The following is a 14,511-nucleotide window of genomic DNA, read 5'->3' as shown; positions in this document are numbered from 1 at the left end:
ATCGACACACGCTGGGGTGCGGACGATCCGGACGCCGCGCTGAGCGGGCAGCCGGCCACCGGGTGGGCCGCATCGTCGCCGAGCCGCTGCGGGGCCTGGGCCTGGGCGCCGACCCGGCACGCGTGCAGGAGGCCCTGGAGGCCGTCGGCCTGCCCACCGACGCGGCAACCCGCTACCCGCACGAGTTCTCCGGCGGCCAGCGCCAGCGCATCGCGATCGCCCGCGCGATCGTCTGCAAACCACGCCTGCTGCTGGCCGACGAGCCGGTAAGCGCCCTCGACCTGACCACCAGGGTGCGCATAGTGGACCTGCTGGCCTCCTTGTGGGCCGATCGAGGCCTGACCATCCTGCTGGTCTCACACGACCTGGGCGTGGTCGCCGAGCTGTGCGAGCACACCGCCGTGCTGGAACACGGCCGCCTGGTCGAGCAGGGCGGGACGGCCCAGGTTCTGGGGGCGCCGTCCCACCCGTACACCAGGAAGTTGCTCGAAAGCGTGCCTCGCCTGCCGGGCTGAACGGCGGCTCAAGGCCGCGGTCCTGCGCTAGGCATTCGTGTAGTGCGCAATGGCCAGTAGCACCCCGACGGTGCCGGCGAAGGCGCCGCCGCCGGTGAGGATGGATCCGGGGACGTTGTTGCCGGCTGCATGTGACAGCAATCCGGCAACACCACTGACGATTCCGGCGGCCAGCAGAATGAGCACGACCCGGATCGCACGATCCGGGGAGGTGGCCGGCTCAGCCGGCTGCGGGGTGGTCGGTGGTGTCCTGTCGATCATGATTTCCGCCAAGGGCAGTCGGGTTGACTACCCTGAGTGTCAATTCACGGTCACTGACTTTCCACGGTTATTCACGGTTAGTCAAAGGATCTCGGCCATCAATTCGGCCAGGTGGCAGGCGGGTAGTGTGCATATTGCCACGAGGCTGCTGCTCCTACGCTTGTTTCGTGTATGTCCTTGACCGGGTTGGCTGACTGAATATGGTTGCACCGTGAATAAGACCTTCGAAGAGGCACAGTCCGGGCGGCACGAGTTCACTTCGTCCTCGCTCACCCCGCTACGGCCAGTGGCCAACCTCTGCACCGCCGGCAATTGCCCGACGGTGTACGTGAGCGGCACCGGCACCTTGGTGGTGCAGGGGTACGCCGTGCCGGCCGAGCGGGCGGGCATTGATGTTCCCGAGGGTGAGTTGCTGGTGGAGATTCCTCTCGACCTACTGACCGAGGCCGTTCGTAACCTTTCCTGACCCGACCAGGATCCTTATCGGAGCGAAGGGGTGCCGAGATGTCTGTCGTTTCCGGCACCCCCGAAGACGAGAATGAGTCGGTCGGTGCCGCCCTGGCCAGGATGCGGAGGGCAAGGCGTTATACCGGTGCCCAACTCGCCGCCATGGTGGGGATGAGTCAGCCCAAGATTTCCCGGATCGAGCGCGGTCGAGGCATTCCCGATCCGGAGGACGTCGGCATCATCGCTCGGGCACTCGGGGCCGACGAGGACGAAGCCCATGCATTGATGACCCGCGCCGAACGCTCTCACGATCGAATGACCGAGTGGCGTCCGACGATGAACGGCCTCGCCGGCCAGCAGAAGACGCTCGCAGACTGGGAGTTCGCGGCCACCGACGTCCGTACCTTCGAGCCGGCCTTGATACCAGGGCCGCTGCAGACGAGCGGCTACGCCAAGGCGGTCTTTCAGACTTTTCGGCGTGTCGTGCCGGTAGCGGCCGACATCGCGGGCGAGGCGGCGCTGTTGGCGGCGGTCACCGCACGGGTCCGGCGGCAAGAAGCGCTGGCCGACCGAACGAGGTCATTCCAGTTCGTGGTCGGCGAGGACGCGCTGAAGCCCCGGACCTACCCGGCCGTGGAGATGCTGGCCCAGATCAGGCACATCCGCGAGGTGGCCGCGAACAGCGCCAATGTCAGCATTGCCGTCATCCCGGACAGCGCACCGGCAGCCTTTCCCTTGCTGCACGGATTCACTGTGCTCGATGACAAGGTGGTCGTTGTCGATCTTTACAACACTGGCCTGGTCTCGCGCAGTCGCCAGGATGTGGAGAGCTATCGCAAGGTTTTCGACGCCTTGGGGGAGCATGCCGTCGACATCGAGCCGATCCTGGACAAGTACCAGGCGATCTACATCGACATGCTCCAGGCGCCCGGCGGCCAACGCCGTTGAGCCGAAGGGGCGGTTCCGTGCCGCCCGAGCGGAGAGCCCGGGCGGCACGGATCGATCAGACGAGGCCGTTTTCGGTGAGGAAAGCCTTGGCGACCGCGGCGGTGTCCTGCTTGTCGACCTGGACCTTGGCCAGGTAGGTGGTCAGGTTCTCGGTCGTCAGCTTGGCCGACACCGCGTTCAGAGCGCCGCTGACCGTCGGGTTGTTCGCCGTGGTGCGGATCAGCGGGATGATGTTCTCGGCCAGGTAGAGGTTCTTCGGGTCGTCCAGGACGACGAACTTGTTGGTGGCGATCGACGAGTCCGTGGAGAAGATGTTGCCTACGTCGATCTGGCCCTTGACCAGGGCGTTGACCGTCAGCGGGCCGCCCGCGTCGAGCGGCTTGAAGGTCTTGAACTTGATGCCGTAGAGCGACTCCAGGCCCTTGAGGCCCTGGTAGCGCTCCTGCCACTCGGGGCCGGCGCCGATGGTGAGCTTGTCCGCCACCGGCTTGAGGTCCTCGATGGTCTTCAGGTTGTACTTTGTCGCCGTCTCGCTGGTGACGGTCAGCGTGTCCTTGTCCTCGGCGGCCGACTGCTCGAGCACCGCGGTGCCGGCCGGCAGCACCTTCTTGAGCTCGGTCAGCACCTGGTCGGGGCTGCTCACGCCCTCGGGGGCGCCGCCCTTGGCCAGTGCGGACAGCAGTGCCCCGTTGTACTCGGGGAGCAGGTCGATCGAGCCGTCCTGCAGCGCCTTCAGGTAGAGCTCCCGGGCGCCGATGTTGAACTGCCGCTTGACCTGCACCTGCTTGGCCTCCAGGGCCTGGGCGTAGATCTCGCCGAGCAGCTCGCTCTCGGCGAAGTTGGCCGAGCCGATGGTCACCGTGGACGTCCCGGTGCTGCTGCCGGCGCCGGCGTCGTTGCTGAGCGGGTCGTCGTTCGCACCGCAGGCGGACAGGGTGAGCGCCAGGGTCACGCCGGCGGCAAGGGCGCCGGCAAATCGCGTACGCAACATGGGGGTTGACCTCTTCTTTCTAGCGGAACCGGCCGGACAGGCCGGGGGAGACGATCCAGCGCTGCGCGAGCGCGAGGATCAGGTCGAGCACGACCGCCAGCACCGCGACGACAATGGCGCCGGCCAGCACACGCGAGTAGTCGTTGACGGCGAGGCCGTCGATCAGGAGACGGCCGAGGCCGTTGAGGCCGACCGCGGCGGCGACCGTCGCGGTCGCCACCACCTGCAGGGCGGCGCTGCGGAAGCCGCTCATCATGACCGGCAGCGCCATCGGCAGCTCCACCCGCAGCAGCACCTGCGAGGGGCGCATGCCCATCCCGCGGGCGGCGTCGACCACCCGGCGGTCGAGGGTGCGCATGCCGGCGTATGCCGAGGTCAGGATGGGCGGGATGACGAGCACGGTCAGCGCGATCAGCACCGGCGTGAGGCCGAGGCCGAGCAGGGTGACCATGAGCATCAGCAGGCCGAGGGTGGGCAGTGAGCGGCCGGCGTTGCCGGCGTTGATGGCCAGGAACGAGCCGCGGCCGGTGTGCCCGATGTACAGCCCGACCGGCAGCGCGATGACCGTGCCGATGATCAGGGCCAGCACCACGTACCAGAGGTGGGACAGGATCAGCTGCGGGATGCTGCCGTCGGTGCTGAGACTCCAGTGCGCCGCGTCGAACAGGTAGGAGAGGTTCACGCCGCGCTCCCCTGGAACCGGGTCCACGGCGTGACCAGCCGCTGGAGCAGCACGATCGCCAGGTCGGCGAGGCCCGCGAGGGCCACCGACAGGACGATGCCGACGATGATCGGCTCCAGGTAGAAGAGCTGGAAGCCGCGGGTGAACAGCTGGCCGAGACCGCCGACGCCGATCAGCGCACCGACGCTGACCAGGCTGATGTTGGAGACGGTGGCCACCCGCAGACCGGCCAGGATGACCGGCAGGGCGACCGGCAGCTCGACGTCGGTCAGGCGCCGGAGCCGGCGGTAGCCCATCGCGGTGGCCGACTGCACGATGATGTCGTCGACCGAGCGCAGGCCGTCGGCGACGGTGCGGGAGAGCAGCGCGACCGTGTAGATGGTCAGCGCGACCACGATGTTCAGCGGCGACAGGATCTTGGTGCCGAGCAGGACCGGCAGGAACACGAACAGCGCGAGCGACGGGATCGAGTAGAGCACCCCGGCCGTGTTGACCAGCGGGTGGTAGAGCCACGGGAACCGGACCCCGAGGTAGCCGATCGGCAGCGCGATCACGAAGCCGATCACCACCGGGAGCAGCGCGAGCCAGATGTGCTGGCGTAACGCGGTCAGGATGGTGTCCCAGTTGTTCGAGAGGTAGGTGCTCACTTCTGCCCCCGGCGGGCCGCCAGGTGGTCGACCAGGTCGTGGTGCGGCACCACGCCGTCGGCCTTGCCCTCCGCGTCGACCCGCACCGCGATCCCGACCGGCGACATGATCGCCAGGTCGGTGACCAGGCGCAGCGAGTCGCTGGTGAGGAACGTGCCGGCGGTGGACCGGACCCCGTCCGCGGTCCGCCAGCCCTCGGGCCGGCCGGCGTCGTCGAGAACCAGGTCGTCCGGCAGCGGCTTCACCGGCAGCGCGGCCGCCGTGTCGAAGGAGAGGCTGCGCAGGCCGCGGTCGCGACCGACGAACTCGGCCACGAACTCGTCGGCCGGGTGGTCGAGCAACTCCTGCGGGGTGCCGACCTGGGCCAGCTTGCCGCCCTGGCGGAGGATGACGACCACGTCCCCCAGTTTGATCGCCTCGTCGATGTCGTGGGTGACCATTGCGATGGTCTTGCCCAGATCCTTCTGCAGGCGCAGGAACTCGCGGTGCAGGCCCTCCCGCACCACCGGGTCGACCGCGCTGAACGGCTCGTCCATCAGCATCACCGGCGGGTCGGCGGCGAGCGCCCGGGCCACGCCGACCCGCTGCTGCTGGCCGCCGGAGAGCTGGGCGGGGTAGCGCGACGCGAACTCGGGGGCCAGGCCGACCCGGTCGAGCAGGTCGAGGGCGGCGGCGCGGGCCTCCTTGCGGTTCTTGCCGAGCAGCAACGGCACGGTGGCGACGTTGTCGAGCACGGTGCGGTGCGGGAACAGGCCGGCGTGCTGGATGACGTAGCCGATGCCGCGGCGCAGCAGCGCCTCGTCCTGGCCGGCCACGTCCTTGCCGTCGATCAGGATCCGGCCGGCGGTCGGCTCGATCATCCGGTTGATCATCCGGAGCGAGGTGGTCTTGCCGCATCCGGACGGACCGACGAACACCGTCATCTTGCCGGTGGGAAGCTCCAGGGAGAGGTGGTCGACGGCCGTGCTGCCGCCGGGATACACCTTCACGACATCGTCGAATGTGATCATGGCACTCCCAGGACGGCTGCGGTGAATATGGCTATTCATACTTCAGGGGTAGTGAATAGGATGTCAAACGGTGGAGCCTAGCCTTTACGCTCCTGAAACTAGGTGACGCTGTTATGCACGTAAAAGTCCGGCTCGATGGCCACAGTCTGACGATCGGGGACCTGGTGGCGGTCGCCTCCGGCCGGGCCGGCGTCACCGTCGAGCCGGCCGCCCTCGGCCTCGTCGAGCAGCGGCACGCGATGCTGCGCGGCGCCCTCGCCGCCGGGGCGGTCTACGGCGCCAACACCGGGGTCGGCGCCAACCGGCACGAGGCGACCGGCGAGGACGGCGGGCACGGTCTGCGCCTGCTACGCAGCCACTGCGCCGCGATCGGGCCGCTGGTCGACGACGAGACCGCCCGGGCGGCGATGACCACCCGACTCAATCAGATCCTGGCCGGTGGGTCGGGCATTTCCCGGCCGGTGGCCGAGGCGCTCGCTCAGGCGCTGTACGTGGGGGCGGTGCCGACCATGCACTCGTGGGGCGCGATCGGCACCGGTGACCTGGCCGCGCTCGCCGAACTCGGGCTCACCCTCGCCGGGGAGCGCCCGTGGCGGCACGGCCCCGGCCCGGTCACCACGATCGACGCCACCGACGCGCTCCCGATGATCAGTTCCAGCGCGGTCACCGTGGCGACCGCCGCGCTCGCCCTCGACCGGGTGGCCACCCAGCTGCAGGCCTCGACGGTGGTGGCGGCGCTGAGCTTCCTCGCCCTGCGGGGCAATCCGGAGGCGTACGGCGCGGCCGTGCACCGGGCCCGCGCCCATCCGTGTCAGGCCGAGGTGGCGGCGAGCCTGCGGGCCATGGTGGCCGGCTGCGCGGCGCCGGTGCGCATCCAGGACCCGTTCGGGCTCCGGGTGCTGCCGCAGGTGACCGCGCCCGCCCTGCACACCGCCCGCGAGCTGCGCGAGGTGCTCACCGACGAGCTGAACGCCGCGGTGGAGAACCCGCTGGTCACCGCCCATGGCGTGCACCACCACGGGCAGTTCCACACGGCCACCCTGGCGTCCCACCTCGACGCCGTGCGTAACGCGTTCCTGCCGGTGCTGTCGCTCTCGTCGGCCCGGCTCGGCCTGTTGATGCGCCCTGACCTCACCGGTCTGCGGGCCTTCCTGGCCGACGGCCCGACCGGCAGTTCCGGCCTGATGATCAGCGAGTACGTCGTGCAGGACCTGCTCACCGAGATCCGGGTCGGCATGCAGGCGGTCGCGGCCGGCACCCTGACCATCTCGCTCGGCCTGGAGGAGCACGCCAGCTTCGCCACCCAGGGCGCCCGCTCGCTGCGCCGGATGACCGAGCTCGCCCCGACCCTGCTCGCGGCCGAGCTGGTCGCGGCGGTGCGGGCGTTGCGGATGGCACCGGGCCGGCTCGTCGACGGCACCGCCCGGGAGGCCTTCGACCTGGTCGGCAAGGCCCTCGACCCGGGCATGGAGGACCGCCCGCTCGGCGTCGACCTTTCCCGGGCGGCCGATCTGCTGCCGGCGTTGGCCGCGTTAGTCGAGCGGCCGTAGCTCCTCGGCGTAGCTGACCGCGCGGCGGCGCAGCACCCCGCTCGGGGTGATCGAGTATTGCCCCATGCGCCACAGCGGCGGCGAATACGCGTGGATCGAGACCGAGCCGTCGACCGCGCCGGCCATCCGGTGGATGTGGTCGGGCCCGAAGCCGAAGGTGCGGCCCGCCCGGACCACCCTGGTCACCGGCGTGCCGCCCATCCGCGGGGTCGCCTCGGAGACCGCGCCGCGGGTCACCGCGACCGCGCCGGACGAGATGTCGTGGTCGTGCCAGCCGGTGTCGTCCTGCAGGTTCCAGCAGAGCACCCACACGTCGATGTCGCCGTCGCGGTAGAGCGACGCGTAGTGCCGGCCGCCGGTGTCGTGCCGGACCAGCGGCTCCCACAGCTCCGGGCGCCCGGCCACCTCGGTCACATAGCGCCGCAGCTCGGGGATGCGCAACACACGCCCGGGCAGAGCGGGCAGCGCGACCGTCGTCGTCATCGGGCATCTCCAGTCAGCAGGCGCCGGGGGTTGGCGGTGAACAGGGCGTGCGTGAAGGCCGGACCGAGCTCCGGGTCGGTGGACACCGCATACGGCCGGTCGGAGCCGTGCACCAGCGGATCGACGCCGACCACCCGGACCAGCGCGTCGATCGCCCGGGTGCCGTAGGACGAGGTCTCGTAGAAGACATTCGGATCCAGCGGGCCGAGGGCGCCGCCGCGGGCGCCGAGCCGTTCGTGGTGCAGCGGGGCGAGGCCGGCGAGCGCGACGAAGGCGATCCGCAGCCGCGGATGCTGCCGCCGGCCGGCGACATGCCAGGCCAGCCAGGATTGATGAAGCTGCGAAACGTACGGGACCATTGCGGGCCACCATCCAGGAAGTCCCGGGTCGCAGGCCGGAGCGGGGCCGGGATGGATGAGTACGGGTTTGCCGGCGCGCTCGGCCTCGTCGAGCAGGGGGCGCAGCCGGGCGATCGCGGCCGGCTCGGTCAGGGCGGTCGCGGGCAGTTGCAGGCCGGCGATGCGCTCCTCGCGCAGCACCTTGGCCAGGCCGTCCGGGTCGAGGCCGGCGACCGAGGCGGCGGCCCACACCTGGAACTTCGCGCCGAGCTCGAGCGCGCTCTCGTGCCACACGTCGATCAGCTCGGCACCCTCCGGCCCGGGCAGGTGCTCGATGCCCAGCGGGCTGGACAGCGACAGCAGCACCAGGTCGGCGTCGTCCCTCTTGCGGACGGCCAGGTCGTGCGCCGCCGGGTCCACCTCGTAGGGCGGCTCGCCGGGCAGGAACAGCGTCCAGCCGCGCATGAACGGGAACTCGGACCGGCGGCGCAGGGCATCGAGGAAGCGCGGCGGCCACAGGTGCTGGTGGCAGTCGACTGTCATGGCTAGTCCCTCGATCACCCCGGAAGCGCTTCACAAGATGCATCGAGTGAAGCGCTTCCGTGTTACGGCTGCAAGACATTCTCAGGCTCTGGGCTGTTACTCTCGCCCGGTGTCGGGGGAGAAGCGACGCACGTTGCAGGACCTGGCGGACGCCGCCGGGCTCTCCCTGGCAGCCACCTCCTACGCGCTGCGCGGCATCCGCGGTTCCGCGGCCACCATCGCCCGGGTCCGCGAGCTCGCCGGCGAGCTCGGCTACACCGTCGACCCGATCGCCCGGGCGCTGGCCAGTGGGCGGACCGGTTCGGTCGGCGTGAGTGGCTCGCTGCGCGACCTCTGGCAGCAGGACTTCTCGGTGCTGCTCACCCGGGCGCTGCGCCGGCAGGGCCGCTACGCGACCATCGCCGACGCCGATGCCGACCCCGAGCAGGAACGGCTGATCGTCGAGCAGTTCGCCGCCCAGCGCGTGGACGGCGCCCTGGTCTCGCCGGTCGACCCGACCGCCGACTACTGGCGGCTGCTCGGCCCCGAGGTCGCGGTGGTGGCGATCGGCGACGCGCTGACCGCCCGGCCCGGCTCCGGCAGCGTCCTCTTCGACAACCGCTACGGCGTCCAGACCGCCCTGGCCCACCTGGCCGACCTCGGCCATCAGCGGATCGGCCTGCTCGCCCCCGCCCTGCCGTCCACCCCCGGCCGCCCGGCCCAGGTCCTGGCGGCTTCGGTGGCCGCCACGATCGGGGTCACCCTGGTCGAGATCGCGGCGCCCGCCGCCACCGCCGAGGCGGTCGAGGTGGCCGCCGCCCTGCTGGCCGGCCCGGCCCGGCCCACCGCGGTGTTCTGCCTGAGCGACTCGCTGGCGTTCGCGGTCTACCGGGCCGCCCGCGACGTGGGCCTGCGCCTGCCGGACGACCTGTCGGTGGTCGGCTACGACGACCACCAGCTGGCCGCCCTGGTCGACCCGGGCCTGACCACGATGGCGTGGGACGAGGACGCGATCGTCGAGGCCGCCGTGAGCCAGCTGGAGGGCTCGATCGACGGAGTCCCGACGTTCCGCCCCGACCTCATCGTCCGGGGCTCGACCAGCCCGCCCCGAGCAGCCGAATAACACGCTCAAGATCCCGCCCGAACGCCCGATCCCCACTCCCACCGGGAAGAACCGCAGCGACCTCATCAAGTGCGCCCCAGGCTGCACCGCTCAGCCCACCCAGCCCACGCCCCACCGATCCACCGCCGGCGCTGTCGGCCGCGCCGCGGGGCACGCCGCCTCGGAAGCTGCCGGCCGCGCTCTCGGGTGTGCCGCCAGCGTAGTTGTCGGGTGTTCCGTCGCCCAAGCGGTTGGCCGCGTCGTCGCTGGAGTTGGGTGGCATGCTGTCGACTGGGTCCTCGGGATGGCTGAGGCGCGGGCCATCCGGCGTGGCGGCCAGCAGGCGGGCCTGGTGGATGGCGAGGAGTTCGCAGGCCAGCACGTCGCGCAGGCCGGTCACGGCTTCACCGAGGCACTCGGCTGCCTCGAAGCCGAAGCTCTGCACGTCCTCCTGGCCCAGCGAGGTCTCCATCGCGCCGACATGGGACGGCGCGGCGAAGCGGCGTAGCCGGTGGGCCACGCCGACGGCTCGCTTGTGCACGGTGACCATCCCGGCGTGCAGGCCGGGGGAGTCGGACAGCTGCCGCGGCAGGCCGGTGAGTGTGGAGTCGAGAAGCCGGTGAAGCCGGGCCGTGCCCAGCTCGGCGAGGTGGATCAGGGCGGTGGTCAGGGCACCGATCGTGGCGGCGAGATCGGTGCCGGCGAAGCCGAAGGTGCCGACGAACCGCCCGTCCAGGTGCGCGGGGGAGTCGGTGACCGCCGACAGCGCCCGGTCCGCGGCGGCCTCGACGTCGGCGACCGCCCGCAGCGCCACGGCGATGGCCGGCGCGGTGACCCGGAACGACACCGGCGCCTGCAGAGCCCGCCCACCCCCAGCCCCGCCCGACTCCCGCGAGGCATCCTCTCGCAGCCCGTCATCGCCGCGGCCCCCGCTCCGATGGCGATCTTGATGACTTGCCGTCCGATCTGGTGCCGAACTCGACAAGATCAGGTGTGTGGGGGTTACGTCGTTTTGGCGGGCGGCGGCCATTCCGCGATCTTGGTGAGTCTCGGTCGGACTCGGTGTGGGATTCGACAAGATCGGGTGCGCGGAGGCGGCGTGGGGTGGGTGGTGGGGTGTCAGCAACGCGCGTAGGGACGTCAGGACTTCTTGCAACTCGGCGCTGTCGGCCAGGGCGGGGTGCAGCGGGTCGTGGCTTGCGCCGATTATCGCGTGGGCGGTTGCTGTCGCGACGATGATCTGTGCCAGCAACCCGCGCGTTTCGGTGGCGAAGAGTGCTGCCATGCCGGTCAGGCCGGGGACGCCCTCCAGGAACGCGACGCCCTCCTTCGCCTCGAACGGGCGCGCGGACAGGCCGGCGGCGGCCAGTGCGGGGGCTGCGTCGACCGCCTCGCCGTGCTTGTCGAGGACCTGGCCGATTCCGGTCAGGACGGCGCCGGTGTGGGCCAGCGGGATGATCTCGCCGGCGGCGCCGCCGCGCAGGGGGATCGCCGGGATCACGTCGGCGTCCAGCAGGGCGGCCAGGTGCAGGCACAGGGACGGCGAAGCGCCGGCGGCCGGGTGCAGCAGGGTGCGCAGGCGGGTGGCCAGCAGGGCGCGGGCCTGCGGCCGGGTCAGCCAGGGGGCCGAGCCTACCGACCGGCCGATCATCAGGGTGTTCTGCTGGCGGGCCTGGGCCTCGGTGTCCAGCCGGATGCCGGCCATCGCCCCCATGCCGGTGTTGACGCCGTAGACGGGCTGGTCACCCTCCAGATCGTCGAGGGTGGCGCGGCGGCTTACGGCCAGGGTGGCGAGCAGGTCGGGGGTCAGGGCGATCCGGCACTCGCCACGGGCCAGGCCGGCGATCACCGTCCGGTCGAGCTGCTCGGGCCGGTCGATCCGGATCATCGGTAGCGGAGCATCGTGCCGGTGCCGGCGGCCTCGGCTCTGGTCAGGATCAGGTGGGCCAGGGCCACGTCGAGGATGGACAGGCCGCGGTGCCAGAACAGGATGCGCTCATCGGGGGTTTCGCGGCCGGGCTTGGCGCCGCTGACGATCTCGCCGATCTCCGCGTAAAGGCTTTCCTCGGTCAGGCGGCCCGTGTCCACGTGGGCGCGCAGGGCGCCGAAGCGGCCGGAACGGGACTCGCGCCAGTCGTCGACCACCACCTTGTCCATCACGTCGAGCAGGTCCAGTTCCACGGCGCTGACCGTGCCGTACGGGACGACGAATGCGCCGGGGCGCACGGACGCCGTACGCAAAAGTGGGATTGGCTTTTCCAGGCGGGAGGCCTCGACCAGGATGTCGGCCTGGTCGTAGGCCTCGTCGGCCGTCGCCACCGCTCGCACCGGGGTTGTCGTCACCTCGCGCAGGCGGGCCGCGAAGGCATCGCGGGACTCGGGGCGGCGGCTCGTCACCCGGATCTCCGCCAGGGGGAAGAGGCTGTCGAGCATGGTCACGTTGGCGAAGGCGGTGCCGCGCGCGCCCACGTGGCCGAGGACCTTCGCATCCGGGCGGGCCAGGTATTTCGCGCCGACCGCGGTCATCGCGCCGGTGCGGACCTCGGTGATCAGGGTGGCGTCCATGATTGCCAGGGGTACGCCGGTGGTCGGGTCGTAGACCGTCATCAGGGCCAGCTCGCTCGGCAGGCCGCGCAGGTAGTTCGGGACGAAGTCGCCGACCACCTTCACCCCGCTCAGGCCGTGCTCGCCGAGCGTGGAGACGTGTCCACGGAGGATGTTGAAGTGGCCCGCGCCCCCGTTGTCCGGCACCAGGTGGGTGCGCGGCTCGAAGACCGTCTCACCGCGGCCGTGGGCGCCGACCACCGACTCGACGGCGGCGATGACCTCCGCGTCGGTGATGGCCAGGTCGTCGACGTCCGCCCCGGAGAGGAAGCGAAGGTGAATCATGACATGCACCCTATAGCCTAGGTGTTTCAAGTTATTCAGGTTCGCGAAGGCGCTGGCGGAGGGAGCCGGATGGGCGCGGAGGACTGGCTTCTCGCGCTGGCGCAACAGCACCGGCTCTCGCCGACCCAGCGTCAGATCGTGCAGCGCATGCTCGGCATGTTTCCCGAGGTGGCGTTCAAGTCGACGATCGAGATCGCCGAGCAGACCGGGGTCAGCCAGCCCACCGTCACCCGGCTCGCCACCGCGCTGGGCTTCGCCGGCTTCCCCGAGTTCCGGTCCGCGCTGCGGGATGCGGTGCTGGCCGACCGGGCCGGCGCGACCCCGAGGCCGGGCCGGCACGAGTCGTCCGCGGTCGACCAGGAGATCATCAACCTGGACAGCCTGAAGCGGGTCCTCGACGGCGACCGGTTCCCGGAGGCGGTGCGCCTGCTGGCCGGGGGGCCGATTGGTGTGCTCGGGCTGCGAGCCTCGGCCGCCTTAGCCCAATATTTCGGATATTTCGCCCGGCGGCTGCTGCCCGCCGTGGCCGTCTGCACCGATGCGAGCACCGCGGATGACAGTGTTCTCGAGCTGCGGCAGCAAAAAGGCTGCGCGCTGCTGGTGTTCGTGATGCCGCGCTACCCGGCGGCCACCGTCGGCGCCCTTCGCCTGGCCCGGCAGCTCGGACTCAAGACGGTGGTGGTGACCGATTCGGCGCTGGTGCCGTTCGCCCAGGACGCCGACGTGCTGCTGGTCGCGCCGGTCGGCACCGACCTGGTCTTCGACTCGCACGCGGCGGTGACGGTGCTGGCGATCAGCCTGCTGGACGCGATCGCCCGTACTGATCCGAAGCGGACCCAGAAACGCCTGGAGGCACACGAAGCCCTCGTGGACCGATGGGTCCACGAGGGCTGAGGAACCTAGTTGGTGCCGTTGTCCAGGATCTTGGCGGTGGCGGTGATGGTCTTCGAGCGCTGCTTGCCGTCGCCGAGGGCCCAGATCGCGTAGGTGTGCTTCTCGACCGAGCCGACCGGGCCGGCGCAGCTGAACTCGAAGGTCTCGGTCCCGGAGAGCTCTTCCGGACCGTACGTGCCGGGGGTGTTGGTCGGGTCGTCGACGCTGAGTGCCGCACTGGTCGCGCCGGTGATCTTCCACTTGATGATGGCCGGGACGGCCTTGGCCCGGAAGACCGCGGTGCCCTCGGCGCACTTGGGCTTCTGCACCACCTTGAACGAGACGATCGTCGGCCCGGACGCCGTCGTGGAAGCCGTCGGCGTGGGCTTGGTGGTCGTCTTCGGCTTCGAAGAGGTGGTCGACGCGGGCTTCGCGCTCGGCGTCTCGGCCGCGGAGGTGGTCGCGGTCGTTTCGACGGGGGAGCTGTCGATGGAGGGGTTGTCGCCGGCGGTGGCGGCGACGGTCTTGGTAGCGATGGGCGATGCGGCGTCGTTGCAGCCGGCCAGGATCACGAGTGTCGTTGCGGCCAGCGCCAGCACCGTCATCTGCTTCTTCATGAGAAGGACGGTAGGCAATCGATCACCGCCTGTGCTCCTACCTTCGTGCCGTCATGATCGATGCTTGTGCGACCCCCGCACACCAGGGCCAAAGTGCCCGGTGAGAAAGGTTTCGCACTGAGCATCAAAGTATTGCTGAACGGTTACCGTCGCGATACTGTTCGGGGAACGGAGAGCCTCCCGAGCGGGGGATGACATGCATGACGGTCCCGGTGCGATCCTGGTCGGCGTCGACGGTTCGACGTCCTCGATGCGCGCCATCGCGTACGCCATGGGCCTCGCCCGGCGGCAGCGCTGCAAGCTCGTCGCCGTCTATGTCCGCTCGCTTCCGCCGCTGCTCCTGCCGCTCGCGGACGCCGGCGGTGGCGCCGTCACCACACTGATCGAGACCCACGACGACGTGGAGAAGGAGCTGCGCGCCGTCATCGAGGCCGGCCTGACCCTGGATGTCGATGCGCGGCTGGTCGTCCGGCACGGCGAGCCCTATGCCGAGCTGCTGGCCGTGGCGCGGGAGATCCAGGCCGACGCGGTGATCGTCGGCCGCTCCGCCCAGGCGCTGCACCGGATCGCCGGTTCCCTGTCCGGCAAGCTCACCCGTTGCGGCCGCTGGCCGGTCACCGTAGTGCCCTGACCTGC

General features: G+C 70.6%; 17 protein-coding genes. 7 read left to right on the top strand and 10 right to left on the bottom strand.

Annotated elements, in window-relative coordinates; translation table 11 throughout:
• Positions 1–62: 62 nt before the first annotated feature.
• Positions 63–515 (top strand): ATP-binding cassette domain-containing protein, encoded by a 453-nt coding sequence (locus Adu01nite_RS41635; protein WP_239133118.1) that lies wholly within the window; start codon positions 63–65, stop codon positions 513–515.
• Positions 516–542: 27 nt separating this feature from the next.
• Here the strand turns inward: Adu01nite_RS41635 and Adu01nite_RS41630 are convergent, their stop codons facing one another.
• Positions 543–701 (bottom strand): hypothetical protein, encoded by a 159-nt coding sequence (locus Adu01nite_RS41630; protein WP_203734874.1) that lies wholly within the window; start codon positions 699–701, stop codon positions 543–545.
• Between the two features lie 286 nt (positions 702–987).
• On the opposite strand from Adu01nite_RS41630, the gene Adu01nite_RS41625 reads away from it, so the two are divergent.
• Together Adu01nite_RS41625 and Adu01nite_RS41620 are read left to right on the top strand one after the other, a co-directional pair.
• Positions 988–1,242, top strand: a complete 255-nt coding sequence (locus tag Adu01nite_RS41625) for a hypothetical protein (RefSeq protein ID WP_239133117.1) — start codon at positions 988–990, stop codon at positions 1,240–1,242.
• A 38-nt stretch (positions 1,243–1,280) separates the two neighbouring features.
• Positions 1,281–2,171 (top strand): helix-turn-helix domain-containing protein, encoded by an 891-nt coding sequence (locus Adu01nite_RS41620; protein ID WP_203734873.1) that lies wholly within the window; start codon positions 1,281–1,283, stop codon positions 2,169–2,171.
• Positions 2,172–2,226: 55 nt separating this feature from the next.
• Here the strand turns inward: Adu01nite_RS41620 and Adu01nite_RS41615 are convergent, their stop codons facing one another.
• The 4 genes from Adu01nite_RS41615 to Adu01nite_RS41600 are packed head-to-tail and all read right to left on the bottom strand — an operon-like array spanning position 2,227 to position 5,501.
• Positions 2,227–3,162, bottom strand: a complete 936-nt coding sequence (locus tag Adu01nite_RS41615) for an ABC transporter substrate-binding protein (RefSeq protein WP_203734872.1) — start codon at positions 3,160–3,162, stop codon at positions 2,227–2,229.
• A gap of 19 nt (positions 3,163–3,181) precedes the next feature.
• Complete coding sequence (locus Adu01nite_RS41610) at positions 3,182–3,844, bottom strand: ABC transporter permease (RefSeq protein ID WP_203734871.1); 663 nt, start codon at positions 3,842–3,844, stop codon at positions 3,182–3,184.
• A complete protein-coding gene (locus Adu01nite_RS41605) occupies positions 3,841–4,491 on the bottom strand; it encodes an ABC transporter permease (protein WP_203734870.1) in 651 nt (216 codons plus the stop codon). The genes Adu01nite_RS41610 and Adu01nite_RS41605 overlap by 4 nt, the downstream gene beginning before the upstream one ends.
• A complete protein-coding gene (locus Adu01nite_RS41600; protein WP_203734869.1) occupies positions 4,488–5,501 on the bottom strand; it encodes an ABC transporter ATP-binding protein in 1,014 nt (337 codons plus the stop codon). The genes Adu01nite_RS41605 and Adu01nite_RS41600 overlap by 4 nt, the downstream gene beginning before the upstream one ends.
• Before the next feature lie 113 nt (positions 5,502–5,614).
• Between Adu01nite_RS41600 and Adu01nite_RS41595 the strand changes: the two genes are divergently transcribed.
• On the top strand, positions 5,615–7,051 hold the full coding sequence (locus Adu01nite_RS41595; protein WP_203734868.1) for an aromatic amino acid lyase: 1,437 nt from the start codon (positions 5,615–5,617) through the stop codon (positions 7,049–7,051).
• Here the strand turns inward: Adu01nite_RS41595 and Adu01nite_RS41590 are convergent.
• Both Adu01nite_RS41590 and Adu01nite_RS41585 read right to left on the bottom strand, forming a co-directional pair.
• A complete protein-coding gene (locus Adu01nite_RS41590) occupies positions 7,034–7,534 on the bottom strand; it encodes a cysteine dioxygenase (RefSeq protein ID WP_203734867.1) in 501 nt (166 codons plus the stop codon). The two genes, Adu01nite_RS41595 and Adu01nite_RS41590, sit on opposite strands and share 18 nt — an antisense overlap.
• Complete coding sequence (locus Adu01nite_RS41585) at positions 7,531–8,415, bottom strand: amidohydrolase family protein (protein WP_203734866.1); 885 nt, start codon at positions 8,413–8,415, stop codon at positions 7,531–7,533. The genes Adu01nite_RS41590 and Adu01nite_RS41585 overlap by 4 nt, the downstream gene beginning before the upstream one ends.
• A 109-nt stretch (positions 8,416–8,524) precedes the next feature.
• Here Adu01nite_RS41585 and Adu01nite_RS41580 point away from each other — a divergent pair, with 109 nt between their 5' ends.
• The gene (locus Adu01nite_RS41580; protein WP_203734865.1) at positions 8,525–9,517 is read left to right on the top strand and encodes a LacI family DNA-binding transcriptional regulator; all 993 of its coding nucleotides are present in this window, start codon (positions 8,525–8,527) and stop codon (positions 9,515–9,517) included.
• Here Adu01nite_RS41580 and Adu01nite_RS48255 read toward each other — a convergent pair.
• A complete protein-coding gene (locus tag Adu01nite_RS48255) occupies positions 9,474–11,384 on the bottom strand; it encodes an aromatic amino acid lyase (protein WP_239133116.1) in 1,911 nt (636 codons plus the stop codon). The genes Adu01nite_RS41580 and Adu01nite_RS48255 overlap by 44 nt on opposite strands.
• Complete coding sequence (locus Adu01nite_RS41565) at positions 11,381–12,385, bottom strand: ornithine cyclodeaminase family protein (protein WP_203734864.1); 1,005 nt, start codon at positions 12,383–12,385, stop codon at positions 11,381–11,383. The genes Adu01nite_RS48255 and Adu01nite_RS41565 overlap by 4 nt, the downstream gene beginning before the upstream one ends.
• 69 nt (positions 12,386–12,454) lie before the next feature.
• Between Adu01nite_RS41565 and Adu01nite_RS41560 the strand changes: the two genes are divergently transcribed.
• Positions 12,455–13,279 (top strand): MurR/RpiR family transcriptional regulator, encoded by an 825-nt coding sequence (locus tag Adu01nite_RS41560; protein ID WP_203734863.1) that lies wholly within the window; start codon positions 12,455–12,457, stop codon positions 13,277–13,279.
• A 5-nt stretch (positions 13,280–13,284) separates the two neighbouring features.
• Here the strand turns inward: Adu01nite_RS41560 and Adu01nite_RS41555 are convergent, their stop codons facing one another.
• Positions 13,285–13,875: a hypothetical protein gene (locus Adu01nite_RS41555; protein ID WP_203734862.1), complete on the bottom strand. Its 591-nt coding sequence runs from the start codon at positions 13,873–13,875 to the stop codon at positions 13,285–13,287.
• 196 nt (positions 13,876–14,071) lie between these two features.
• Between Adu01nite_RS41555 and Adu01nite_RS41550 the strand changes: the two genes are divergently transcribed.
• Positions 14,072–14,506 (top strand): universal stress protein, encoded by a 435-nt coding sequence (locus Adu01nite_RS41550; protein ID WP_203734861.1) that lies wholly within the window; start codon positions 14,072–14,074, stop codon positions 14,504–14,506.
• Positions 14,507–14,511 lie beyond the last annotated feature (5 nt).

Origin of the sequence: Paractinoplanes durhamensis (assembly GCF_016862175.1) — a bacterium.
Lineage (GTDB): Bacteria > Actinomycetota > Actinomycetes > Mycobacteriales > Micromonosporaceae > Actinoplanes > Actinoplanes durhamensis.
This window is presented reverse-complemented; position numbering and strand designations above follow the sequence as displayed.